An 18,550-nucleotide genomic window follows, 5' to 3' on the forward strand; every position below is an offset into this window, starting at 1 on the left:
CGTCATCGCAGGACTTTCTCGAGTGGCCGGCGGGGGCCGGAAGAGGGGGTACTCGATGCTCGCACGGCGGACGCACGAGTGCGACCGGAACGGGGGCCCTCCGTCTGGGGGACGCGCGGGAGCTGAGGTCCTCCGCGGGTCAGAGCGCCGGGAGAGGCCGCCTGAGAGCGTCCAGCCGCTTCCGCCAGGCGTCCAGGCGGCCCGGCTCCGCGGCGAGCGCCGGTCCGTCCACCCAGGCGGTCGCCAGCCGGAGACCGTGCAGGGCGTTGGCCGTCCAGACCTCACGGCCCTCCAGCGACTCCGGCTCGGCCGGGGCCTCGATCACGTCCACGCCGAGCGCGCCGGCGAGCACCGAGACCGTGCGAGCCGTCACGCTGCGCACGCGCGTGCTCGTCGCCGGAGGGACGACCAGCGCGTCGCCCAGCCACCACAGGATCGCGCTGCTCGCTCCGTCGATGACGGCGCCGTCGGCGTCGAGCAGCACGGCCTCGTCCGCTCCCGCGGCGTGCGCGCGCGTGCGCAGGAGGGCCAGACGCGCGACGTCCGGCCCCTTCCAGGATGGTGTCCGGCGCGGATCCACGGGGCTCGTCCACAGCACCACGGAGCGGGTCGTCGGCGGGGCGGGTCGCAGCCGGAGCCGCAGGGAGCCTCCCGAGAGCTCGACGCGGGGGAAGGAGCGGCCCTCGCGGGGCAGGGCGGCGATCGCGGCGTGGAGGAAAGGCTCGACGTCCGGGTGCCCGCCCGCCGAAGCGACGGAGGCGGCGAACCGCTCGCGGTGCAGGTCGAGCCCGCGGACCCGGCCCTCGTCCACCAGCCAGGAGTCGGCGGCGTCCAGGGACGTGCCGGGCGGCGCGGGAACGGTCGTCAGGGCCCGCCCGTCCCACTCCCGAACCTGCTCGCCGTCCACGACCGCCTACGCTAGCCCAGTGGTCTCGGAGGATCGGCACGTCCGCTCGGTCGAGCTGCCCTGGGTCGATCCGGAGCTCGCGCACCACGCCCTGTTCGCCACGGCCGAGGCGTCGTTCTGGCTCGACTCGGGCCTCGGAGCGACGAGCGGCCGCTCCTACCTCGGCGCGTGCGCCCGCGGGGACGTGCTCCTCGTCGAGGCCGGCGGCGACGTGGCGGCGGCGCTCGCCGCGGTCGACGACGAGGCCCCCGCGGGCGACCGCGCGCTCGGCCGCTACGGCTGGATCTCCTACGAGGCGGGAGCCGCCTCCGTCTCCCTGCCCTCGGCGCCGACCGGCCCCGCGGATCCGCCGGCCCTCGCCCTGCTCCGGGGCGACCCCGTGCTCGAGTTCGACCACGGCACCCGGACCGTCCGCCTGGTCGCCACGGGAGACGTGCAGGAGCTCACCGCGCGCCTGCTCGAGCTCGTCGGCGCGCCCGCACCCGCGGACCCCGCGGATCCCGAGCCCGCCGGCGACCCGGTCCGCCGCCACTCCGCCGCCGAGTACACGGCGCTGATCGGCCGCTGCCAGGAGGCCATCCGCGCGGGGGACGCCTACCAGCTCTGCCTCACCGACGAGATCGTCGTCGAGGGCCGGTTCGATCCGGTCGAGGCGTACCGTCGCCTCCGCCGCTCCAGCCCGAGCCATCACGGCGGGCTGATCCGCCTCGGCCCGCTCGCGCTCGTCAGCGCCTCGCCCGAGCGGTTCCTCACCGGCGGGGCCGATGGACGCGTCGCCACGCATCCCATCAAGGGCACGCGCCCCCGGGGCCGGGACGCCGACGAGGACCGCGCGCTCCGGGACGAGCTCGTGTCGAGCGTGAAGGAGCGGGCCGAGAACGTGATGATCGTGGACCTCGTCCGCAACGACCTCGCCCGGATCGCCGCCCCCGGCTCCGTCGTCGTCGACCGCCTGCTCGAGGTGGAGAGCTACCCGCACGTCCACCAGCTGGTCAGCGAGGTCTCGGCCCGCCGGGCGCCGGGCGTCGGGATCGCCGAGCTGATCGCGGCCCTCTTCCCGGCCGGCTCGATGACGGGAGCGCCCAAGCGCCGGGCGGTGGAGCTGCTGCGGGAGTGGGAGGGCGGTCCCCGCGGCGTCTACTCCGGCGCCTTCGGCCGCCTGGGCTCGGACGGCTCGCTGGACCTCGCGATGACCATCCGCACCCTCGTGCTCGACGGCGAGCGCGCCCGCCTGGGGACCGGCGGCGGCATCACCGCGCTCTCGGTGCCGGAGGAGGAGGTCGAGGAGACGCGGCTGAAGGCGCGGGCGCTCCTCGCGGTGCTGGGCGCCGCCGAGGAGTGAGCGGGCGCCGCGTTCGTCTGCCGTGCGCGCGGGGCCAGTAGGGTTGATGGTCGAACGCAGCCGCCCACGCGTGCGCGTTCTCCCCCTCCTTCAGAAGTGAGAAGCACCTGTGGCAGAAGACACCTCCCGGCAGACCGGCGCGAGCGACGAGGAGCGCTACGACTTCCGAGCGCTCCAGGAGAAGTGGCTCCCGATCTGGGAGGAGACGCGCCCGTTCGCGACGGACGACCCCGACGACAAGCGCCCCCGCAAGTACGTGCTCGACATGTTCCCGTACCCCTCGGGCGACCTGCACATGGGCCACGCCGAGGCGTACGCGCTCGGAGACGTGATCGCGCGCTACTGGCGCCAGCAGGGCTTCAACGTCCTCCACCCGATCGGCTGGGACAGCTTCGGCCTGCCCGCCGAGAACGCCGCGATCAAGCGCGGGCTGAACCCGGTCACCTGGACCTACGACAACATCGAGCAGCAGAAGCGCTCGATGAAGCGCTACGCCGCGTCCTTCGACTGGGACCGCGTGCTGCACACCTCCGACCCCGAGTACTACAAGTGGAACCAGTGGCTGTTCCTCAAGATGTACGAGAAGGGCCTCGCCTACCGCAAGGACAGCTGGGTCAACTGGGACCCGGTGGACCAGACGGTCCTGGCGAACGAGCAGGTCCTGGCGGACGGCACCTCCGAGCGCTCCGGCGCGGTCGTGGTCAAGAAGAAGCTCACGCAGTGGTACTTCAAGATCACCGACTATGCCGACCGCCTGCTCGACGACCTGAACCAGCTCGAGGGCTCCTGGCCGTCGAAGGTCATCGCCATGCAGCGCAACTGGATCGGCCGCTCCATCGGCGCCGACGTCGAGTTCGAGATCGAGGGCCGCGACGAGCGCGTCACCGTCTTCACCACGCGCCCCGACACGCTCTACGGGGCGACCTTCATGGTCGTCGCGCCCGACTCCGACCTCGCCTCCGAGCTGGTCGAGGGCTCCGAGCCCGCGATCCGCGACGCGTTCCGCAGCTACCTCGAGACGGTGCAGAAGTCGAGCGAGATCGAGCGCCTGACCGCCGACCGCCCCAAGACCGGCGTGTTCCTCGGCCGCTACGCGGTGAACCCCGTGAACGGCGAGCGGCTGCCGATCTGGGCCGCCGACTACGTCCTCTCCGACTACGGCCACGGAGCCGTCATGGCCGTGCCCGCGCACGACCAGCGCGACCTCGACTTCGCCCGCGCCTTCGACCTGCCCGTGCGCGTGGTCGTCGACACCAACGCGTCCGTCACCGGGGCGATCCCGGTCATCCCGGAGGACCCGGAGGAGCTGGCCGCGCTCGAGAAGGAGTACTCGCTCGACCCCGCCACGACCGGTGAGGCGCTGACCGGTGACGGCCGCCTGATCAACTCCGGGCCGCTCGACGGGCTCTCCAAGCGCACCGCCATCGAGCGCGTCATCAGGATGCTCGAGGAGCGCGGCCGCGGCCGCTCGGCCAAGAACTACCGCCTGCGCGACTGGCTGATCTCGCGTCAGCGCTACTGGGGCACCCCCATCCCGATCATCCACGGAGCCGACGGCGAGCTCGTGCCGGTGCCCGAGGACCAGCTGCCCGTCGTCCTGCCCTCCACCGACGGCCTCGACCTGCAGCCGAAGGGCTCGTCGCCGCTCGGAGCGGCGGAGGACTGGGTGAACGTGCCGCACCCGGTGGACGGCTCGCCCGCGCGCCGCGACCCGGACACGATGGACACCTTCGTCGACTCCTCGTGGTACTTCCTCCGCTTCCTCTCGCCGAAGGACGACACGCAGGCCTTCGATCCGAAGCTCGCCGAGAAGTGGGCGCCCGTCGACCAGTACGTCGGAGGGGTGACGCACGCGATCCTGCACCTGCTGTACGCGCGCTTCATCACCAAGGTGCTGTTCGACCTGGGCTACGTGTCGTTCACGGAGCCGTTCACGGCGCTGCTCAACCAGGGCATGGTGCAGATGGACGGCGCAGCGATGTCGAAGTCGAAGGGCAACATCGTCCGCCTCTCGGACCAGCTGGACGAGTTCGGCGTCGACGCCGTGCGCCTGACGATGGCGTTCGCCGGCCCACCCGAGGACGACATCGACTGGGCCGACGTCTCGCCCGGCGGCAGCGCGAAGTTCCTCGCCCGCGCCTGGCGCCTGGCGAAGGACGTCACCTCGAGGCCCGACGTCGAGTGGAAGTCGGGCGACGCGGCTCTGCGCCGCCAGACCCACCGCTTCCTCGCGGAGTCCCCGTCGCTGATCGAGGCGTTCAAGTTCAACGTCGTGGTCGCGCGGCTGATGGAGCTCGTCAACGCGACCCGCAAGGTCGTCGACTCGGGCGCCGGGGCCGGGGACCCCGCGGTCCGCGAGGCGGTCGAGGTGGTCGCGATGGCTCTCAACCTGTTCGCGCCGTACACGGCCGAGGACATGTGGCACCGTCTGGGCTACGAGGGCACCGTCGCGCACGCGCTGTGGCGCAAGGCCGACCCGTCGCTGCTGGTCGAGGAGAAGGTCACGGCGATCCTGCAGGTCGACGGCAAGGTCCGCGACCGGCTCGAGGTCTCGCCGAAGATCTCCTCCGACGAGCTCGAGGAGAAGGCGCGGGCCACGGCCGGCGTCGCCCGGGCTCTCGTCGGCCGCGAGGTCGTGAAGGCGATCGTGCGGGCGCCGCGCCTGGTGAACCTGGTGACGAAGGCGGTCTAGCCGCCGATCCGTCCCGACGGGGCTCCTCCTCTCGCGGGAGGGGCCCCGTCGTGCGTCCTGCGCCGGTGCTGCCCTTTCCTCCACAGGGAGGCGATCCGGCGGGCTCTCCCCGGATCGGCGTCGGCGGCCGCTCCGGGCGGGGACGTGGGTCCTACCGTCGGCGGATGCCAGAGACCAGCGGGACGGACGACGAGCAGCTGACGGCGCTGCTGCGGCCTCGGCGCGCCCGCCCGCGCTGGCGCGTGGGAGTGGGAGCGGCGGTCGTGCTCGTCATCGGCGCCGCGGTGGTCGCGGTGCTGCTCGCGGGAGCACGGTCGAGCGGTCATGAGCGGGTCCTGGAGCCCGCCGTGTCGACGAGCGTGCCCGCTGCTGCGGTGGTCGAGTCGCTGTACGTGCACGTGGCCGGGGAGGTCGCCTCTCCGGGGCTGTATGTCCTGTCGCCGGAGGCGCGGGTGGCGGACGCGGTCGCCGCCGCCGGAGGGTTCCAGGAGTCGGCGGAGCGCGCGGCGGTCAACCTGGCCCGGAGGCTCGTCGACGGCGAGCAGATCGTCGTGCCGGCCGTGGGAGCGGCGCCGGCCGCGGCGGGAGCGGCTCCGGGCGGATCCGCTCCGGGAGGGGCCGCCGCCGCCGGATCCGTGCTGAGCCTGAGCACGGCGACGGCCGCCCAGCTGGAGGAGCTGCCCGAGATCGGCCCGGCGACCGCGAAGAAGATCGTCGCCCACCGGGAGGCGAACGGCCCGTTCTCCTCCGTCGATCAGCTGCTCGAGGTCCCCGGGATCGGCGAGAAGACGCTCGCCGCGTTCCGCGACCAGGTCGCGCCGTGAGGAGCGTGCGGGCGGCGGACCTGCGGCTCCTGCCGGCAGCGGCGGCCGCGTGGACCACCGCGTGGGCGGCCGGGATGCTGCCGGTCGCGGCAGTGCTCGACGGGGGCCTCTCGTGGTGCGCCGCGGGCTGGGTGCTCCTCGGGGCGGCGTGCGTCCTGCTCCGGCGCGGTCTCGGCGGGCGGCTGGTCGGAGCGGTGCTCGTCGCGGGCGCGGGTGCCGTCCTGGCCCTCACCTCCGTCGTCGCTGCGGCGCCCGGTGGCCACCCGGCGTCGCTGCGGGAGGCCCAGGAGGATCGCGCCCTCACTCCGGTCACCGTGCGCGTCGACACGGGTGCCCGACCGCTCGCGACCGGGGGAGTGTGGTTCGACGCGACGGCGCTGCGGGTAGGAGACGCGTCGACCGCGGCCCCCGTCCGCGTGCTGCTCGCCGATCCCGGCGGTCGTCTGCCCGTGGGCGCCGAGCTCGACCTGGAGGCGCGTGCTGCGGCGCAGGAGGCGTCTGTCGGCGAGGCGACGATGCTGAGGGCGGCGTCCGTTCAGGACCGGCGCGGTCCCGGGGGAGCGGCGGCCGTCGCGGAGGTGCTGCGCTCGCGCTTCCTCGAACGCGCGGCGCTGGTCGGCGGCGACGTGGCGGGGCTGCTGCCGGGCCTCGCGACCGGCGACACGTCCGCGCTCGACGCGGGGCTCGAGGAGGCGATGCGCACCGCGTCGCTCACCCACCTGACCGCCGTCTCGGGCGCCAACTGCGCCGTGGTGGTGGTCGCCGGCTGGACGATCGCGGCGCTCCTCGGCGCCGGGCGCCGCCTCCGGACCGTCGCCGCCCTCGCCCTGCTCGCCGGCTTCGTGGTGCTGGTGACCCCCGAGCCGAGCGTGGTGCGGGCCGCCGTGATGGCGACGGTGGTCCTCCTCGCGCGGCTCGGGCGTCGCTCCGGAGCGGCCGTGCCCGCCCTGCTCGCGACCGTCGTCGTGCTCGTGGCCGCCGACCCCTCGATCGCGGGGAGGCTCGGCTTCGTGCTGTCCGTCCTCGCCACCGCCGGACTCCTGCTGCTCGCCGAGCCGATCGCGGGCGCTCTCGGTCGAGTGCTGCCCCGGCCTCTCGCCCTGCTGCTCGCGGTGCCGACCGCGGCGCAGCTCGCCTGCCAGCCCGTGCTGCTGCTCGTGGACCCGTCGGTGCCGGTGTACGGAGTGCTCGCCAACCTGCTCGCCGAGCCCGCGGCACCCGCCGCGACCGGGCTCGGGCTCATCGGCTGCCTGCTCGCCCCCTGGTGGCCCGGAGCCGCCGACGCTGCGATCCGGCTCGCCGCCGTCCCCGCCTGGTGGATCGCCTCGATCGCCCGCGCCGTCGACTCGTGGCCCGCCCCGAGGATCGCCTGGTGGCCCGGAGTAGGAGGAGCGCTCACGCTCACCGTGCTGACCCTGCTCGCCCTCGTGCTGGTCACGCAGTCGCCGCGGCTCGCGCGGGTGCGCCGGGTCGCCGCCGTCGGGCTGGCGTGCGCGATCGCCGCCGCCGGCGGCACCACCGTCGCCACGCCGCTCCTCCGCGCCGCCTCGGTTCCCGAGGACTGGCGTGTCGCGATGTGCGACGTCGGGCAGGGCGACGCGGTCCTCCTCCGCGGAGACGCGGGCGTGCTGCTCGTCGACACGGGGCCCGAGCCCGCACCGCTCGAGGCCTGCCTCCGCCTGATGGGAGTGGACCGGATCCCGCTGCTGGTGCTCACTCACTACGACCTCGACCACGTCGGCGGGCTCCAGGCCGTCCTCGGACGGACCGACGCCGCGCTCGTCGGGCCCGCCGCGGGCCGCGACGACGAGCGCGACCGGGCGGCGCTCACCGGCGCGGGGGTCGCCGTGCAGGAGGCGGTCCGCGGCGACAGCGGCGCGCTCGGCTCGCTGCGCTGGCGGGTCGAGTGGCCGGAGCGGCGGAGCGCGCTGCGGGGGAACGAGGCGAGCGTGACCCTCCGGGTCGACATCGGCCCGGACGCCCGCGGCGGCCCGCTCTCCGTCGCGCTCCTGGGCGACCTCGGCGAGCAGGAGCAGGGGCGCGTCTCCCGGCTGCCGGTCGGCCGGGTCGACGTCGTCAAGGTCGCGCATCACGGCTCCGCCGACCAGTCGCCCGCCCTCTACGACGCGCTCGGCGCGAGCGTCGGGCTGATCTCCGTCGGGGCGGAGAACGACTACGGTCATCCGAATCCGTCGCTCCTCGCTCTGCTGGCCGAGCGCGGGGTCGAGGCGCTGAGGTCGGATGTCGAGGGTACGGTCGTGCTCGCGTCCCGCAGCGACGGGATCGCGGTCTGGGTGAGCGGCGCGACGGCTCCCGCGGCGGCCTCGGGGCGCCGTGAGCGGGCCGTAGGGTGGAGGGCGCTCGGACGGGCGCGGCACGGAAGGACACGGCATGGCAGGCAGGGCCCCGGCGCGCGCGAAGGCAGCGCCCTCGAAGGCGGCGATCCCGCAGCTCGCCTGGAACCAGACCCGGCCGGCGCCGATCGTGCTGATCACCGGCCCGGAGCAGTTCCTCGCCGACCGCGCGCTGCGCTTCCTCCGTGAGTTCCTCCGGGCCGAGGATCCGAGCCTCGAGGTCAGCGACATCGACGCCGGCGGCTACGCGCCGGGGGAGCTGCTGACGCTCGCGAGCCCGTCCCTCTTCGATGAGCCCCGCTTCATCCGCGTCTCGAACGTCGAGAAGTGCACGGACGCGTTCCTCCTCGAGACCCTCGACTACCTCTCGGCGCCCGCGGACGGGGCGACCCTGGTGCTCCGCCACGGCGGCGGTAACCGGGGCAAGAAGCTCCTCGACGCCATCCGCTCGGGCACGGGCGGCGGCATCGAGATCGTCTGCGCCGAGCTCAAGCGCGAGAGCGACAAGGTCGACTTCGCGATCGCCGAGTTCCGCACCGCCGGCCGCACGGCGACCACCGGTGCCGTCCGAGCCCTGGTGTCTGCCTTCTCCGACGACCTCGACGAGCTCGCGTCGGCGTGCCAGCAGCTGCTGTCCGACGTCACCGGCGAGATCACCGAGGCGACCGTCGCGAAGTACTACGGCGGCCGCGTCGAGACCACGGCCTTCACCGTCGCCGACTCGGCGATCGCGGGCCGTCACGGCGAGGCGCTGCTCGGGCTCCGCCACGCCCTCGCCTCCGGTGCCGACCCGGTACCGATCGTCGCCGCGTTCGCGAGCAAGCTGCGGACCATGGCGAAGGTCGCCGGCTCGCGCGAGGGCTCGGGCCAGGTCGCCTCGCGTCTGGGCCTCGCTCCGTGGCAGGTGGACCGGGCCCGGCGCGACCTGCAGGGCTGGACCGGCGAGGGCCTCGGCACCGCGATCCTGACGGTCGCCGACGCCGACGCGAACGTGAAGGGCGCCACCCGCGACCCCGTCTACGCCCTCGAGCGCATGGTCTCCGTCGTCTCCGCCCGGGGCCTCTGACCCGCCCGAAAGGCCCTGCTCCCGCGATCCGCACCGACCTCGTCCCCGGCGGGTCTCGATACGCCGCTCCGCGGCTGCTCGACCAGCAGCGAAGGGTTCACCTCCGCTCGCAGGCTCGCACCGCGGCCGACGAAGAGTCGGACAACGACCTCGCAGGGTCACCGGCGACCCGCGTGTCAGCGGATCGTCGTACCCGGAACGGAACCCGCTCCTCCCACCGCAACCATGCGCGGAAGCCGACTGCGCGACGGGCGACGAGGCACGAGGAGCTCGTCGAGATCGGTGCGGGTCACCGGCGATCCGCGTGCGAGCGGATCGTCGTACCCGGAGCGCTTCCCGCTTCTCCCACCGCGACCACCCCTGCATGCCGACCGCGCGACGGCCGACGAGGAACGAGGAGCCCGTCGAAGACGGCACAGCTCACCGGCGATCCGCGTGTCAGCGGATCGTCGTACCCCGAAACGCTCTCCGCGCCTCCCCCCGCGACCCTCCGCGGTAGCCGACCGGGCCGCAGCCGATCGAGAGCCGGACGATGCCTTCGTAGGGTCACCGGCGATCCGCGTGCGAGCGGATCGTCGTACCCGGAACGAAACCCGCTCCTCCCACCGCAACCAAGCGCGGAAGCCGACTGCGCGACGGGCGACGAGGCACGAGGAGCCCGTCGACCGCGAAGCGGAAACGACGAAGGGCCCGGCCAGAGGCCGGACCCTTCGTCGTTGCAGCTTCGCGCAGTACTACAGCGCGGCGACCTGCTTCGCGATGGCCGACTTGCGGTTCGCGGCCTGGTTCTTGTGGATGACGCCCTTGCTGGCGGCCTTGTCGAGCTTCTTGGCGGCGAAGGCGAGGGCGGTGCCGGCCTTCTCGGTGTCGCCGGCGGCGATGGCGGTGTGGACCGAGCGGATGGCGGTCTTCAGCTCGCTCTTGACGGCCTTGTTGCGCTCGTTCGCCTTCTTGTTGGTGAGGTTGCGCTTGATCTGCGACTTGATGTTTGCCACGTGGATTACCTTCTTCTCGGATGTGCGTGTGTGCAGCCGGCTACTCGACGGAGTGCCCCTTCCGCGGGGGTCTGAACGCCCTGCGGTGCGACTGGAGGTCGCCGGCTTCTGATCACTCCACGCCTGCCGGGTGTCCGGAGGGGGAGCGCAAGCCAACAAGGAACTTTAGCGCACCCGTCGTCACCCTTCAACCGCGCCGCGCCCGCGGGTGCGGCGCCGTCCGGGTCGGGGCCGCCGGGGCGACACGCCGGGGGAGGCGGACCGCCGTGGCGTCTCGCGGTCCGGGCCCGCCGGTAACGTGACGCCGGTGCCCCGTCTCGCCGATCACCTCTCCGCGGTGCCGCCCTCGGGCATCCGCCACCTGTTCGAGATCGCGCTGCGGCTCGATGGAGTCACCCTCCTCGCGGTGGGCGAGCCCGACGTGCCGACCGCGCCGCACATCATCGAGGCGGCTCGGGCGGCGTGGGCGGCCGACGACACCCGCTACGGGCCCAACGGCGGCGTCCCCGAGCTCCGGCGGGCCATCGTGGAGAAGCTGGCGCGTGACAACGGCATCGAGGCCGACGTCGAGCAGGTGTGGGTGACCGTCGGCGCCACGCAGGCGCTGCACCAGGCGATGACGCTCCTGCTCGGGCCCGGCGACGAGGTGCTCATCCCCGACCCGGGCTACACCGTCTTCACCACCAACGCGCGGACCATCGGCGCCGTCCCCGTGCCGTACACGCTGCGCGCCGAGAACGCCTTCCTCCCCGATCCCGAGGAAGTCGAGCGCCTGATCACCGACCGGACCCGCGTCCTGATCGTCAACAGCCCGTCCAACCCGCTCGGCGTGGTGTTCCCGAGGGAGGTCCTCGAGCGCCTGCTCGACATCGCCCGGCGCCACGACCTGTGGGTGCTCAGCGACGAGGTCTACGAGTACTTCACCTACGGGCGCCCGCACGTGAGCCTCGCGGCGATCGCGCAGGAGCGCGGGGACGACGCCGACCGCGTCCTCAGCGTCTTCTCCTTCTCGAAGACCTACGCGATGACCGGCGTCCGCGTCGGCTACCTCGTGACGCCTCCCGGCTTCACGTCGATCATGGTCACGGTGCAGGAGGCGGCGATCAGCTGCGTCGCCACTCCGGACCAGCGCGCCGCCCTCGCCGCTCTGACCGGGCCGCAGGACGCGGTGGCCGCCGCCTCCGACCACTACCTCGCCAACCTGCGGCTCGCGACGGGCGTGCTCGACGAGCGGGGGATCGCCTACCGCGAGCCCGAGGGCGCGTTCTACCTGTGGATCGACATGGCGCACGCGACCGGAGGGGACGTCGCCTCGTGGGTCGAGTCCTTCCTCCTCGAGACCCTCGTCGCCGTCGCACCCGGCAGCGCCTTCGGCCGCACCGGCGAGGGCTGGATCCGCGTCTGCCTCGCCGCGGATCCCGCCGCGCTCGAGCACGGGCTGCGCGCCCTCCCGGCCCCGGTGCGCGGATGAGCGCCGCCGAGGTGCTGGTCCGGCGCGTCCGGGCCCAGGAGTACGACGAGGTCTCGCGCCTGCGGCTCGCCGCCTACGCCCACGACTACGAGCTGGGGGAGGAGTACGCCGCCGACGTCGCCGCGGTCGCCCGGCACGACGTCGAGGGCGAGGTCTGGGTCGCCGTCGAGGGCGACGGGCGGATCCTCGCGACGGTCACCACTGCGCGCCCGGGCGCGAACCTGTACGAGCTCGGCCGCCCCGGCGAGCTGGACTGGCGGCTGCTCGCCGTCGCCCCGGAGGCACGCGGGCGGGGTCTCGGGCGGCTGCTCACCGAGTTCGTCGTGATGCTCGCCGCCGAGCGGGGCCTCCAGCGGGTCGTGATGAACAGCGGCACGCTGATGACCACCGCGCACGCCCTCTACGAGAGCATGGGCTTCGTCCGCCTCGGCGAGCGGGAGAACCCGCCCGGCGTCGAGCCCACCCGCACCTACGGACTCGATCTGTAGCCGCCGGTCCCGGCCTCCGCCGCCGGGCATGGGACACTGGTCCCACGATGTCTCCACGTGCACACTCCGGGCTCGAGCCCGCCGCGACCGATCCGGCGTCCATCCGCAACTTCTGCATCATCGCCCACATCGACCACGGCAAGTCCACCCTCGCCGACCGGATGCTCGGCATCACGGGTGTCGTCGAGGACCGGGCGATGCGCGCGCAGTACCTCGACCGCATGGACATCGAGCGCGAGCGCGGCATCACGATCAAGTCGCAGGCCGTGCGGATGCCGTGGGAGCGCGACGGGCGCACGTTCGCCCTGAACATGATCGACACTCCGGGGCACGTCGACTTCTCCTACGAGGTCAGCCGCTCGCTGGCGGCCTGCGAGGGCGCGATCCTCCTGGTCGACGCGGCGCAGGGCATCGAGGCCCAGACGCTCGCGAACCTCTACCTCGCGCTCGAGAACGACCTCACGATCATCCCTGTCCTGAACAAGATCGACCTGCCGGCCGCGGACCCCGAGAAGTACGCGAAGGAGCTCGCGAGCCTCATCGGCGGCGACCCGGACGACGTCCTCCGCGTCTCCGGCAAGACCGGCATGGGCGTCGAGGCGCTGCTCGACCGCGTCACCGAGCTCATCCCGCCGCCCGTCGGCGACCCCTCCGCCCCTGCGCGCGCCATGATCTTCGACTCCGTGTACGACGCCTACCGCGGGGTCGTCACCTACGTCCGGATGATCGACGGCAAGCTCTCGCCGCGCGAGAAGATCCAGATGATGTCGACCCGCGCCACGCACGAGATCCTCGAGATCGGCGTGTCGAGCCCCGAGCCCGTCGCGACGCAGGGTCTCGCGGTCGGCGAGGTGGGCTACCTGATCACCGGTGTGAAGGACGTGCGCCAGTCGAAGGTCGGCGACACCGTCACCACGGCGTCGAAGCCCGCGACGCAGGCGCTGCCCGGCTACACCGAGCCGCTCCCGATGGTCTTCTCGGGCCTGTACCCGATCGACGGCAGCGACTACCCGGACCTGCGCGAGGCGCTCGACAAGCTCAAGCTCTCGGACGCGGCGCTCGTCTACGAGCCCGAGACGTCGGTGGCGCTCGGCTTCGGCTTCCGCTGCGGGTTCCTCGGCCTCCTGCACCTCGAGATCATCACCGAGCGCCTGCAGCGCGAGTTCGGTCTCGACCTCATCACGACGGCGCCCTCGGTCATCTACGAGGTCTCGACGGAGGACAAGAAGACCGTCACCGTCACGAACCCGAGCGAGTTCCCCGTCGGGAAGATCGCCGCTGTCACGGAGCCGATCGTCAAGGCCGCGATCCTCGCGCCGAAGGACTACGTCGGCACGATCATGGAGCTCTGCCAGAGCCGCCGCGGGACCCTGATCGGCATGGAGTACCTGGGCGAGGACCGGGTCGAGATCCGCTACCACATGCCCCTCGGCGAGATCGTCTTCGACTTCTTCGACAACCTCAAGTCCAAGACCGCCGGCTACGCCTCGCTCGACTACGAGCCCGCCGGCTCGCAGGAGGCCGACCTCGTGAAGGTCGACATCCTGCTGCAGGGCGAGCAGGTCGACGCGTTCAGCGCGATCGTGCACCGGGAGAAGGCCTACGCCTACGGCGTGCTGATGACGGGGCGCCTGCGCAAGCTGATCCCGCGTCAGCAGTTCGAGGTGCCGATCCAGGCCGCCATCGGCGCCCGGATCATCGCCCGCGAGTCGATCAGCGCGATGCGCAAGGACGTCCTGGCCAAGTGCTACGGCGGCGACATCACCCGCAAGCGCAAGCTCCTCGAGAAGCAGAAGGAGGGCAAGAAGCGGATGAAGATGGTCGGCCGCGTCGAGGTCCCCCAGGAGGCGTTCATCGCCGCGCTCTCGGGCGACGTCGAGACCAAGGACAAGAAGTAGGACTCCTCCAGCGGAGGCGCACCCCCCGAGAGGGGACCTGCGGTGAGGGGCCATTGCGGCGCCGATCACTTCCCAGGTAGCTTTCGAGCGCTGGACGCGGCTGCGGATCGAGGACGATCCGCTCGGGGGCTGGAGCGTCGACGGTCGGCCCTCTCATCACGATCAAGGGGGAAGCCCGTGGACTCTGCACGCACGAGGAAGCACTGGATCAGATCGGGGGCGGCGCTGCTGGGCGTCGCAGCGGTGACGGCGGGATCGCTCGTCGCCGCCGCACCCGCATCAGCCGCGAGTCGTGAGGTGCAGGCGTCGCCCGCGCCCTTCGTCTGGAAGGACATCGACCAGTTCGGCGTCGCGAAGGGCCTGTCCGTCTCCTCCGACGCGGAGACCATCACCGTCGAGCTCCCGGCCGCGAGCGCGTCCGCCGGGTTCACGGAGTGGTCGCACCCGGGGTACGAGACCGTGGACTGGCGCCTCAGCACCAGCGATGCCGACTTCGTGTCGGGCTCCTCGGCTGTAGACGCCGCCGCCAACACCATCGAGATCCCGCTCGAGCGCACGGTGGGCTCGTTCGAGCAGCCCGCGGTGAGGCTCGACCTCACCGCGGAGGCGCCGCAGGCGGACGACGCCTACGTCCCCCCGGCGCTCGAGTCCACGACGGGCTTCGACCTCAGCGTCACCGCCGGCCTGACCGTCGCTCCGGCGAGCGGCGAGGACGCGGCCGTGGTCGACCTGTCCGCGACCACTCCGAGCTCGACCCGCCACGACGGCGTCTTCTGGGCCGGCGGCGGCAGCCTGACCGACGCGGGCGCCGGCGACGTCGTCGTCGTCGAGACGGGCGTGCCCGGCTTCTTCGGCACCTCCGTCCGGGCCACCGTCGGAACGGACGGCACCCCGGCGCTCACCGCCCCCGCTAAGGTCCTCGACGACGGCTCGTCGGTCGCGGTGAAGCCGAACCAGGACTTCTACGACCGGTACCAGAACTTCGGCGACACTTCGCTCACGGGCGCTCCCTCCATCCGCGTCACGGGAGCCGGCCGCGGTGTCGAGCAGCCGGCGGGCTCCGCCTTCGTCGTCCGGGTGCCCCTCAGGGTCGTCGCGTCGACGACTCCGCCGACCACCGGGCCGACCCCTGGCAACGGTCCGACGGTGACCCGCCTCGCGGGCACCGATCGCCAGGGCACCGCCGTCGAGATCTCGAAGGCGACCTTCGACACCCCCGGCGTCCCCGTCGTCTACATCGCCACCGGCGCGAACTTCCCGGACGCGCTCAGCGCCGGTCCCGCCGCCGCGAAGCAGGGCGGCCCGCTCCTCCTGGTCGACCGCGACTCTGTGAGCCAGGTCGTGCGGGACGAGCTCACCCGTCTCAAGCCCCAGCGGATCGTCGTCGTCGGCTCCGACCTCAGCGTCAGCGACGCCCTCGCGACCGACCTCGGCCAGTACGCGAACGGGAGGGTCTTCCGCCTCGGAGGCACCGACCGCTACGACACGTCGCGGAAGATCATCGAGAGCGCCTTCGGCACCTCGCCGAAGGGGGCCTGGCTCGCGACCGGCGAGAAGTTCCCCGACGCGCTCAGCGCCACCGCCGCCGCGGGCAAGAACTCCGCCCCCGTCGTCCTCGTGAACGGCGGCCTCCCGGCGGCCGACCCGACCACTGTCGGGATCCTGACGCGGCTCCGGCCTCCGGTGCTCACCATCGCGGGATCCGAGCTGTCGGTCAGCGCCGGCATCCAGAACTCCCTCACGGTGCCGGCCGGACCGGTCGTCAACCGCATCGGCGGGGTCGACCGCTACGACACCTCGGAGCAGCTCAACCGGGCGGCCTTCCCCCGCGGGTCGAAGACCGTGTTCCTGGCCACCGGAGAGAACTTCCCCGACGCCCTGGCGGGAGCCGCGGCCGCCGGGCTTACGGGGAGCCCCCTCTTCGCCGTGCCCCCGACCTGCGTGCCGGTCAAGGTGCTGCAGGACATCAAGGCCGGCGGAGCGACGAGCGTCGTCCTCCTCGGCGGCACCGGCACCCTGTCCGACGCCGTCGCGAAGCTGACTCCCTGCAGCTGACCCGACCCGCACCACGACGAGGGCCCTCCTCCCGCTCCGGCAGGGGAGGGCCCTCGGTCGTTCCCGGCTCGGGACGCCGACGGTCGGATACGCTGGGTCGGATGGACAGCACCACCCGGCACGCGGACTCGACGCGCGCCGCGCTCGAGGAGTCCGGGAAGAAGGTCGGGACGTGAGCATCCGCCGCTCCAACTTCGAGGGCCAGCCGCAGGTCACCTACGCGGCGGTCGGCGGCACTCTGGCACCCGACCTGCTCGAGTACCCGCCGGACGGCTTCACGGCCGAGCGCTTCGAGGCCCGTCTCGGCTCGGGCGACGAGCGCTTCGCCATCACCACCGCCTCCCTGATGACCTGGGGCGTGCAGCGCGGCAGCGGCATCGAGGTGACCGACATCACCAGCGGCAGCGGCGTGCAGTACACCGGCGTCAATTTCGACGCCGCGGGCACCCCGATCGACCTCGTCAGCCGGCCGACGGAGGAGCACTTCGCTCCCGACGGCACCCCCTACATCACCGCCGGCGTGACCGCCGTGCTCCGCGTGACCCTGCTCGGCCGCGTCTTCGACGCCCCGGTCCGCGTGGTCTACGTCGTCGACGAGCCCGACCAGGTCGGCTTCGCCTACGGCACCCTCGAGGGCCACCCCGAGAGCGGCGAGGAGTCCTTCGTCGTCGAGAAGCGCGCGGACGACTCGGTCTGGCTCGTCATCCGGGTCTTCTCGCGACCCTCCACCCGCCTCTACCGCCTGGGCGCGCCGGTGCTGCGCGCCGTGCAGAAGCGCCAGGTCGCCAAGTACCTGCGCGCGCTGCTGCCGGCGCGCGTCAGCTGACGTGGGGAGCGCCCTCCCGATCGCCGATCCTGCTCCGCTCGACGGCGGACTGCCCGCATCCGTCGTCGACGGCGTGGAGCAGCGCGACCTCGGCCTCTACGTGCACGTGCCGTTTTGCCGGGTCCGCTGCGGGTACTGCGACTTCAACACCTACACGGCGACCGAGCTCCGCGGGGCGAAGCAGCAGGACTACGCCGACGAGGCGATCACCGAGATGGCTCTCGGTGCCGAGGTGCTCGAGCGCGCGGGCCTGCCCCGGCGCCCCGCCCGCACGGTCTTCTTCGGCGGCGGGACGCCCACCCTCCTGCCCGCCGGCGACCTGGTGCGGATGCTGGACGGCCTCCGCACCCACTTCGGGGTCGCGCCCGACGCCGAGATCACCACCGAGGCGAACCCGGACTCCGTCGACGCCGCCTACCTCCGCGCGCTGGCCGAGGCGGGCTTCACCCGCGTCAGCTTCGGGATGCAGTCGGCCGTGCCGCACGTCCTCGCCACGCTCGAGCGCACCCACGACCCGGAGCGGGTCCCGCTCGTGGTCGAGTGGGCGCGGGAGGCAGGCCTGCAGGTCAGCCTCGACCTCATCTACGGCACGCCGGGGGAGTCCCTCGCGGACTGGGAGCGGTCGCTCGACTCCGCGCTCGCCAACCGGCCGGACCACCTCTCGGCCTACGCCCTGATCGTGGAGGACGGCACGAAGCTCGCCCGTCAGATCCGCCGCGGCGAGGTCGCGACCCCGGACGACGACCTCACGGCCGACATGTACGAACTCGCCGACGCGCGCCTGGCCGCTGCCGGGTACTCCTGGTACGAAGTCAGCAACTGGGCGCGCGACGCAGCCCACCGCTCCCGGCACAACCTCTCGTACTGGCTCGGCCACGACTGGTGGGGCGTCGGTCCCGGCGCGCACAGCCACGTCGGAGGCGTGCGCTGGTGGAACGTGAAGCACCCGGCGGCCTACGCCGACCGGCTGAGCACCGGGGTCTCGCCCGCTGCCGGGCGGGAGACGCTCGACGCGGGCACGCGGCGTGTGGAGGACGTGCTGCTGCGCTCGCGCCTGGCGGACGGGCTGCCCATCGACGCGATCGACGCCGATCGGCGCAGCGAGGTGGCGGGGCTCATCGCCGACGGCCTCGTCGACGGCCGGGCGGCGCTCGGCGGCCTGATCGTGCTGACCCTGCGCGGCCGTCTGCTGGCCGACGCGGTCGTGCGCCGCCTCACCGACGGCTGAGGCCGGATCCCGGGGCGGGCGACGCACGGCCGCCCCGGTGCCGCGGCTACTTGAAGAACGGGATGCTGAGCGGGTACGTGTAGTACTCGCCCGCGCTGGCGCGCACCGAGGCGATGATCGCGAAGACGATCACCAGGATCGGCACGACCAGGAACACGATGAAGCCGACGAGGACGAAGGACAGGATCGTCCCGGCGACGTAGGCGATCAGCGTCGTCAGGTGGAAGTTGAGGGCCGTCTTGGCGTGCGCCTCGAGGAACGGTCCGCGCCCCTTGAAGACCAGGAAGACGATCAGCGAGGGCAGGAAGCTGAAGAAGATGCCGGTCACGTGCGTGACGATCGCCCAGGTCTTCTCGTCCGCCGGGTTCAGCGGCGGACGAGAAGACCTGGGCGATCGTCACGCA

Annotated in this window: 14 protein-coding genes; 11 read left to right on the forward strand and 3 right to left on the reverse strand. The window is 73.0% G+C overall.

The genetic code is table 11. The annotated features are described in order from the left end of the window. Positions 1-139: 139 nt before the first annotated feature. Positions 140-907: an aminotransferase class IV gene (locus tag C5C50_RS12740; protein ID WP_104273593.1), complete on the reverse strand. Its 768-nt coding sequence runs from the start codon at positions 905-907 to the stop codon at positions 140-142. A gap of 19 nt (positions 908-926) precedes the next feature. Here C5C50_RS12740 and pabB point away from each other — a divergent pair, with 19 nt between their 5' ends. The 5 genes from pabB to holA all read left to right on the forward strand — a co-directional run bounded on the left by pabB (position 927) and on the right by holA (position 9,185). After that, a complete protein-coding gene (gene pabB, locus C5C50_RS12745) occupies positions 927-2,249 on the forward strand; it encodes an aminodeoxychorismate synthase component I (RefSeq protein WP_104273594.1) in 1,323 nt (440 codons plus the stop codon). Between the two features lie 109 nt (positions 2,250-2,358). Further along, on the forward strand, positions 2,359-4,941 hold the full coding sequence (gene leuS, locus C5C50_RS12750) for a leucine--tRNA ligase (RefSeq protein ID WP_104225642.1): 2,583 nt from the start codon (positions 2,359-2,361) through the stop codon (positions 4,939-4,941). A 164-nt stretch (positions 4,942-5,105) separates the two neighbouring features. After that, entirely contained in the window at positions 5,106-5,765 is a 660-nt protein-coding gene (locus C5C50_RS12755; RefSeq protein WP_104273595.1) for a ComEA family DNA-binding protein, read from the forward strand. Beyond that, positions 5,762-8,308, forward strand: coding sequence for a ComEC/Rec2 family competence protein (locus C5C50_RS12760; protein ID WP_146085896.1), 2,547 nt, complete (start codon positions 5,762-5,764; stop codon positions 8,306-8,308). The genes C5C50_RS12755 and C5C50_RS12760 overlap by 4 nt, the downstream gene beginning before the upstream one ends. After that, entirely contained in the window at positions 8,208-9,185 is a 978-nt protein-coding gene (gene holA / locus C5C50_RS17370) for a DNA polymerase III subunit delta (RefSeq protein WP_258065692.1), read from the forward strand. Before C5C50_RS12760 ends, holA begins: the two co-directional genes overlap by 101 nt. A gap of 734 nt (positions 9,186-9,919) precedes the next feature. Here the strand turns inward: holA and rpsT are convergent. Beyond that, entirely contained in the window at positions 9,920-10,180 is a 261-nt protein-coding gene (rpsT, locus tag C5C50_RS12770; protein ID WP_097165711.1) for a 30S ribosomal protein S20, read from the reverse strand. A gap of 307 nt (positions 10,181-10,487) precedes the next feature. On the opposite strand from rpsT, the gene C5C50_RS12775 reads away from it, so the two are divergent. From C5C50_RS12775 to hemW, 6 genes are all read left to right on the forward strand, one after another. Next, positions 10,488-11,651, forward strand: a complete 1,164-nt coding sequence (locus tag C5C50_RS12775; protein ID WP_104248213.1) for a pyridoxal phosphate-dependent aminotransferase — start codon at positions 10,488-10,490, stop codon at positions 11,649-11,651. Beyond that, positions 11,648-12,139 carry a GNAT family N-acetyltransferase gene (locus tag C5C50_RS12780; protein ID WP_104223126.1) on the forward strand — a complete coding sequence of 164 codons (492 nt, stop codon included), beginning with the start codon at positions 11,648-11,650 and terminating at the stop codon, positions 12,137-12,139. The genes C5C50_RS12775 and C5C50_RS12780 overlap by 4 nt, the downstream gene beginning before the upstream one ends. 47 nt (positions 12,140-12,186) lie before the next feature. Next, positions 12,187-14,037 (forward strand): translation elongation factor 4, encoded by a 1,851-nt coding sequence (gene lepA / locus C5C50_RS12785; RefSeq protein WP_104223127.1) that lies wholly within the window; start codon positions 12,187-12,189, stop codon positions 14,035-14,037. A gap of 177 nt (positions 14,038-14,214) precedes the next feature. Continuing rightward, entirely contained in the window at positions 14,215-16,092 is a 1,878-nt protein-coding gene (locus C5C50_RS12790) for a cell wall-binding repeat-containing protein (RefSeq protein ID WP_146085897.1), read from the forward strand. 172 nt (positions 16,093-16,264) lie between these two features. Beyond that, the gene (locus tag C5C50_RS12795; protein WP_244229440.1) at positions 16,265-16,918 is read left to right on the forward strand and encodes a DUF1990 family protein; all 654 of its coding nucleotides are present in this window, start codon (positions 16,265-16,267) and stop codon (positions 16,916-16,918) included. 1 nt (position 16,919) lies between these two features. Continuing rightward, positions 16,920-18,146, forward strand: coding sequence for a radical SAM family heme chaperone HemW (hemW, locus tag C5C50_RS12800; RefSeq protein ID WP_104267979.1), 1,227 nt, complete (start codon positions 16,920-16,922; stop codon positions 18,144-18,146). 46 nt (positions 18,147-18,192) lie between these two features. Here the strand turns inward: hemW and C5C50_RS12805 are convergent, their stop codons facing one another. Further along, entirely contained in the window at positions 18,193-18,516 is a 324-nt protein-coding gene (locus C5C50_RS12805) for a DUF4870 domain-containing protein (protein ID WP_104248218.1), read from the reverse strand. Positions 18,517-18,550: the final 34 nt, after the last annotated feature.

Source organism: Rathayibacter sp. AY1D9 (assembly GCF_002932395.1).
Taxonomy (GTDB): domain Bacteria; phylum Actinomycetota; class Actinomycetes; order Actinomycetales; family Microbacteriaceae; genus Rathayibacter.

Bases quoted from the DNA above. Each gene is read 5' to 3' on its own strand.
- C5C50_RS12780 (WP_104223126.1), top strand. From the start codon at position 11,648: ATGAGCGCCGCCGAGGTGCTGGTCCGGCGCGTCCGGGCCCAGGAGTAC.
- lepA (WP_104223127.1), top strand. From the start codon at position 12,187: ATGTCTCCACGTGCACACTCCGGGCTCGAGCCCGCCGCGACCGATCCG.
- C5C50_RS12755 (WP_104273595.1), top strand. From the start codon at position 5,106: ATGCCAGAGACCAGCGGGACGGACGACGAGCAGCTGACGGCGCTGCTG.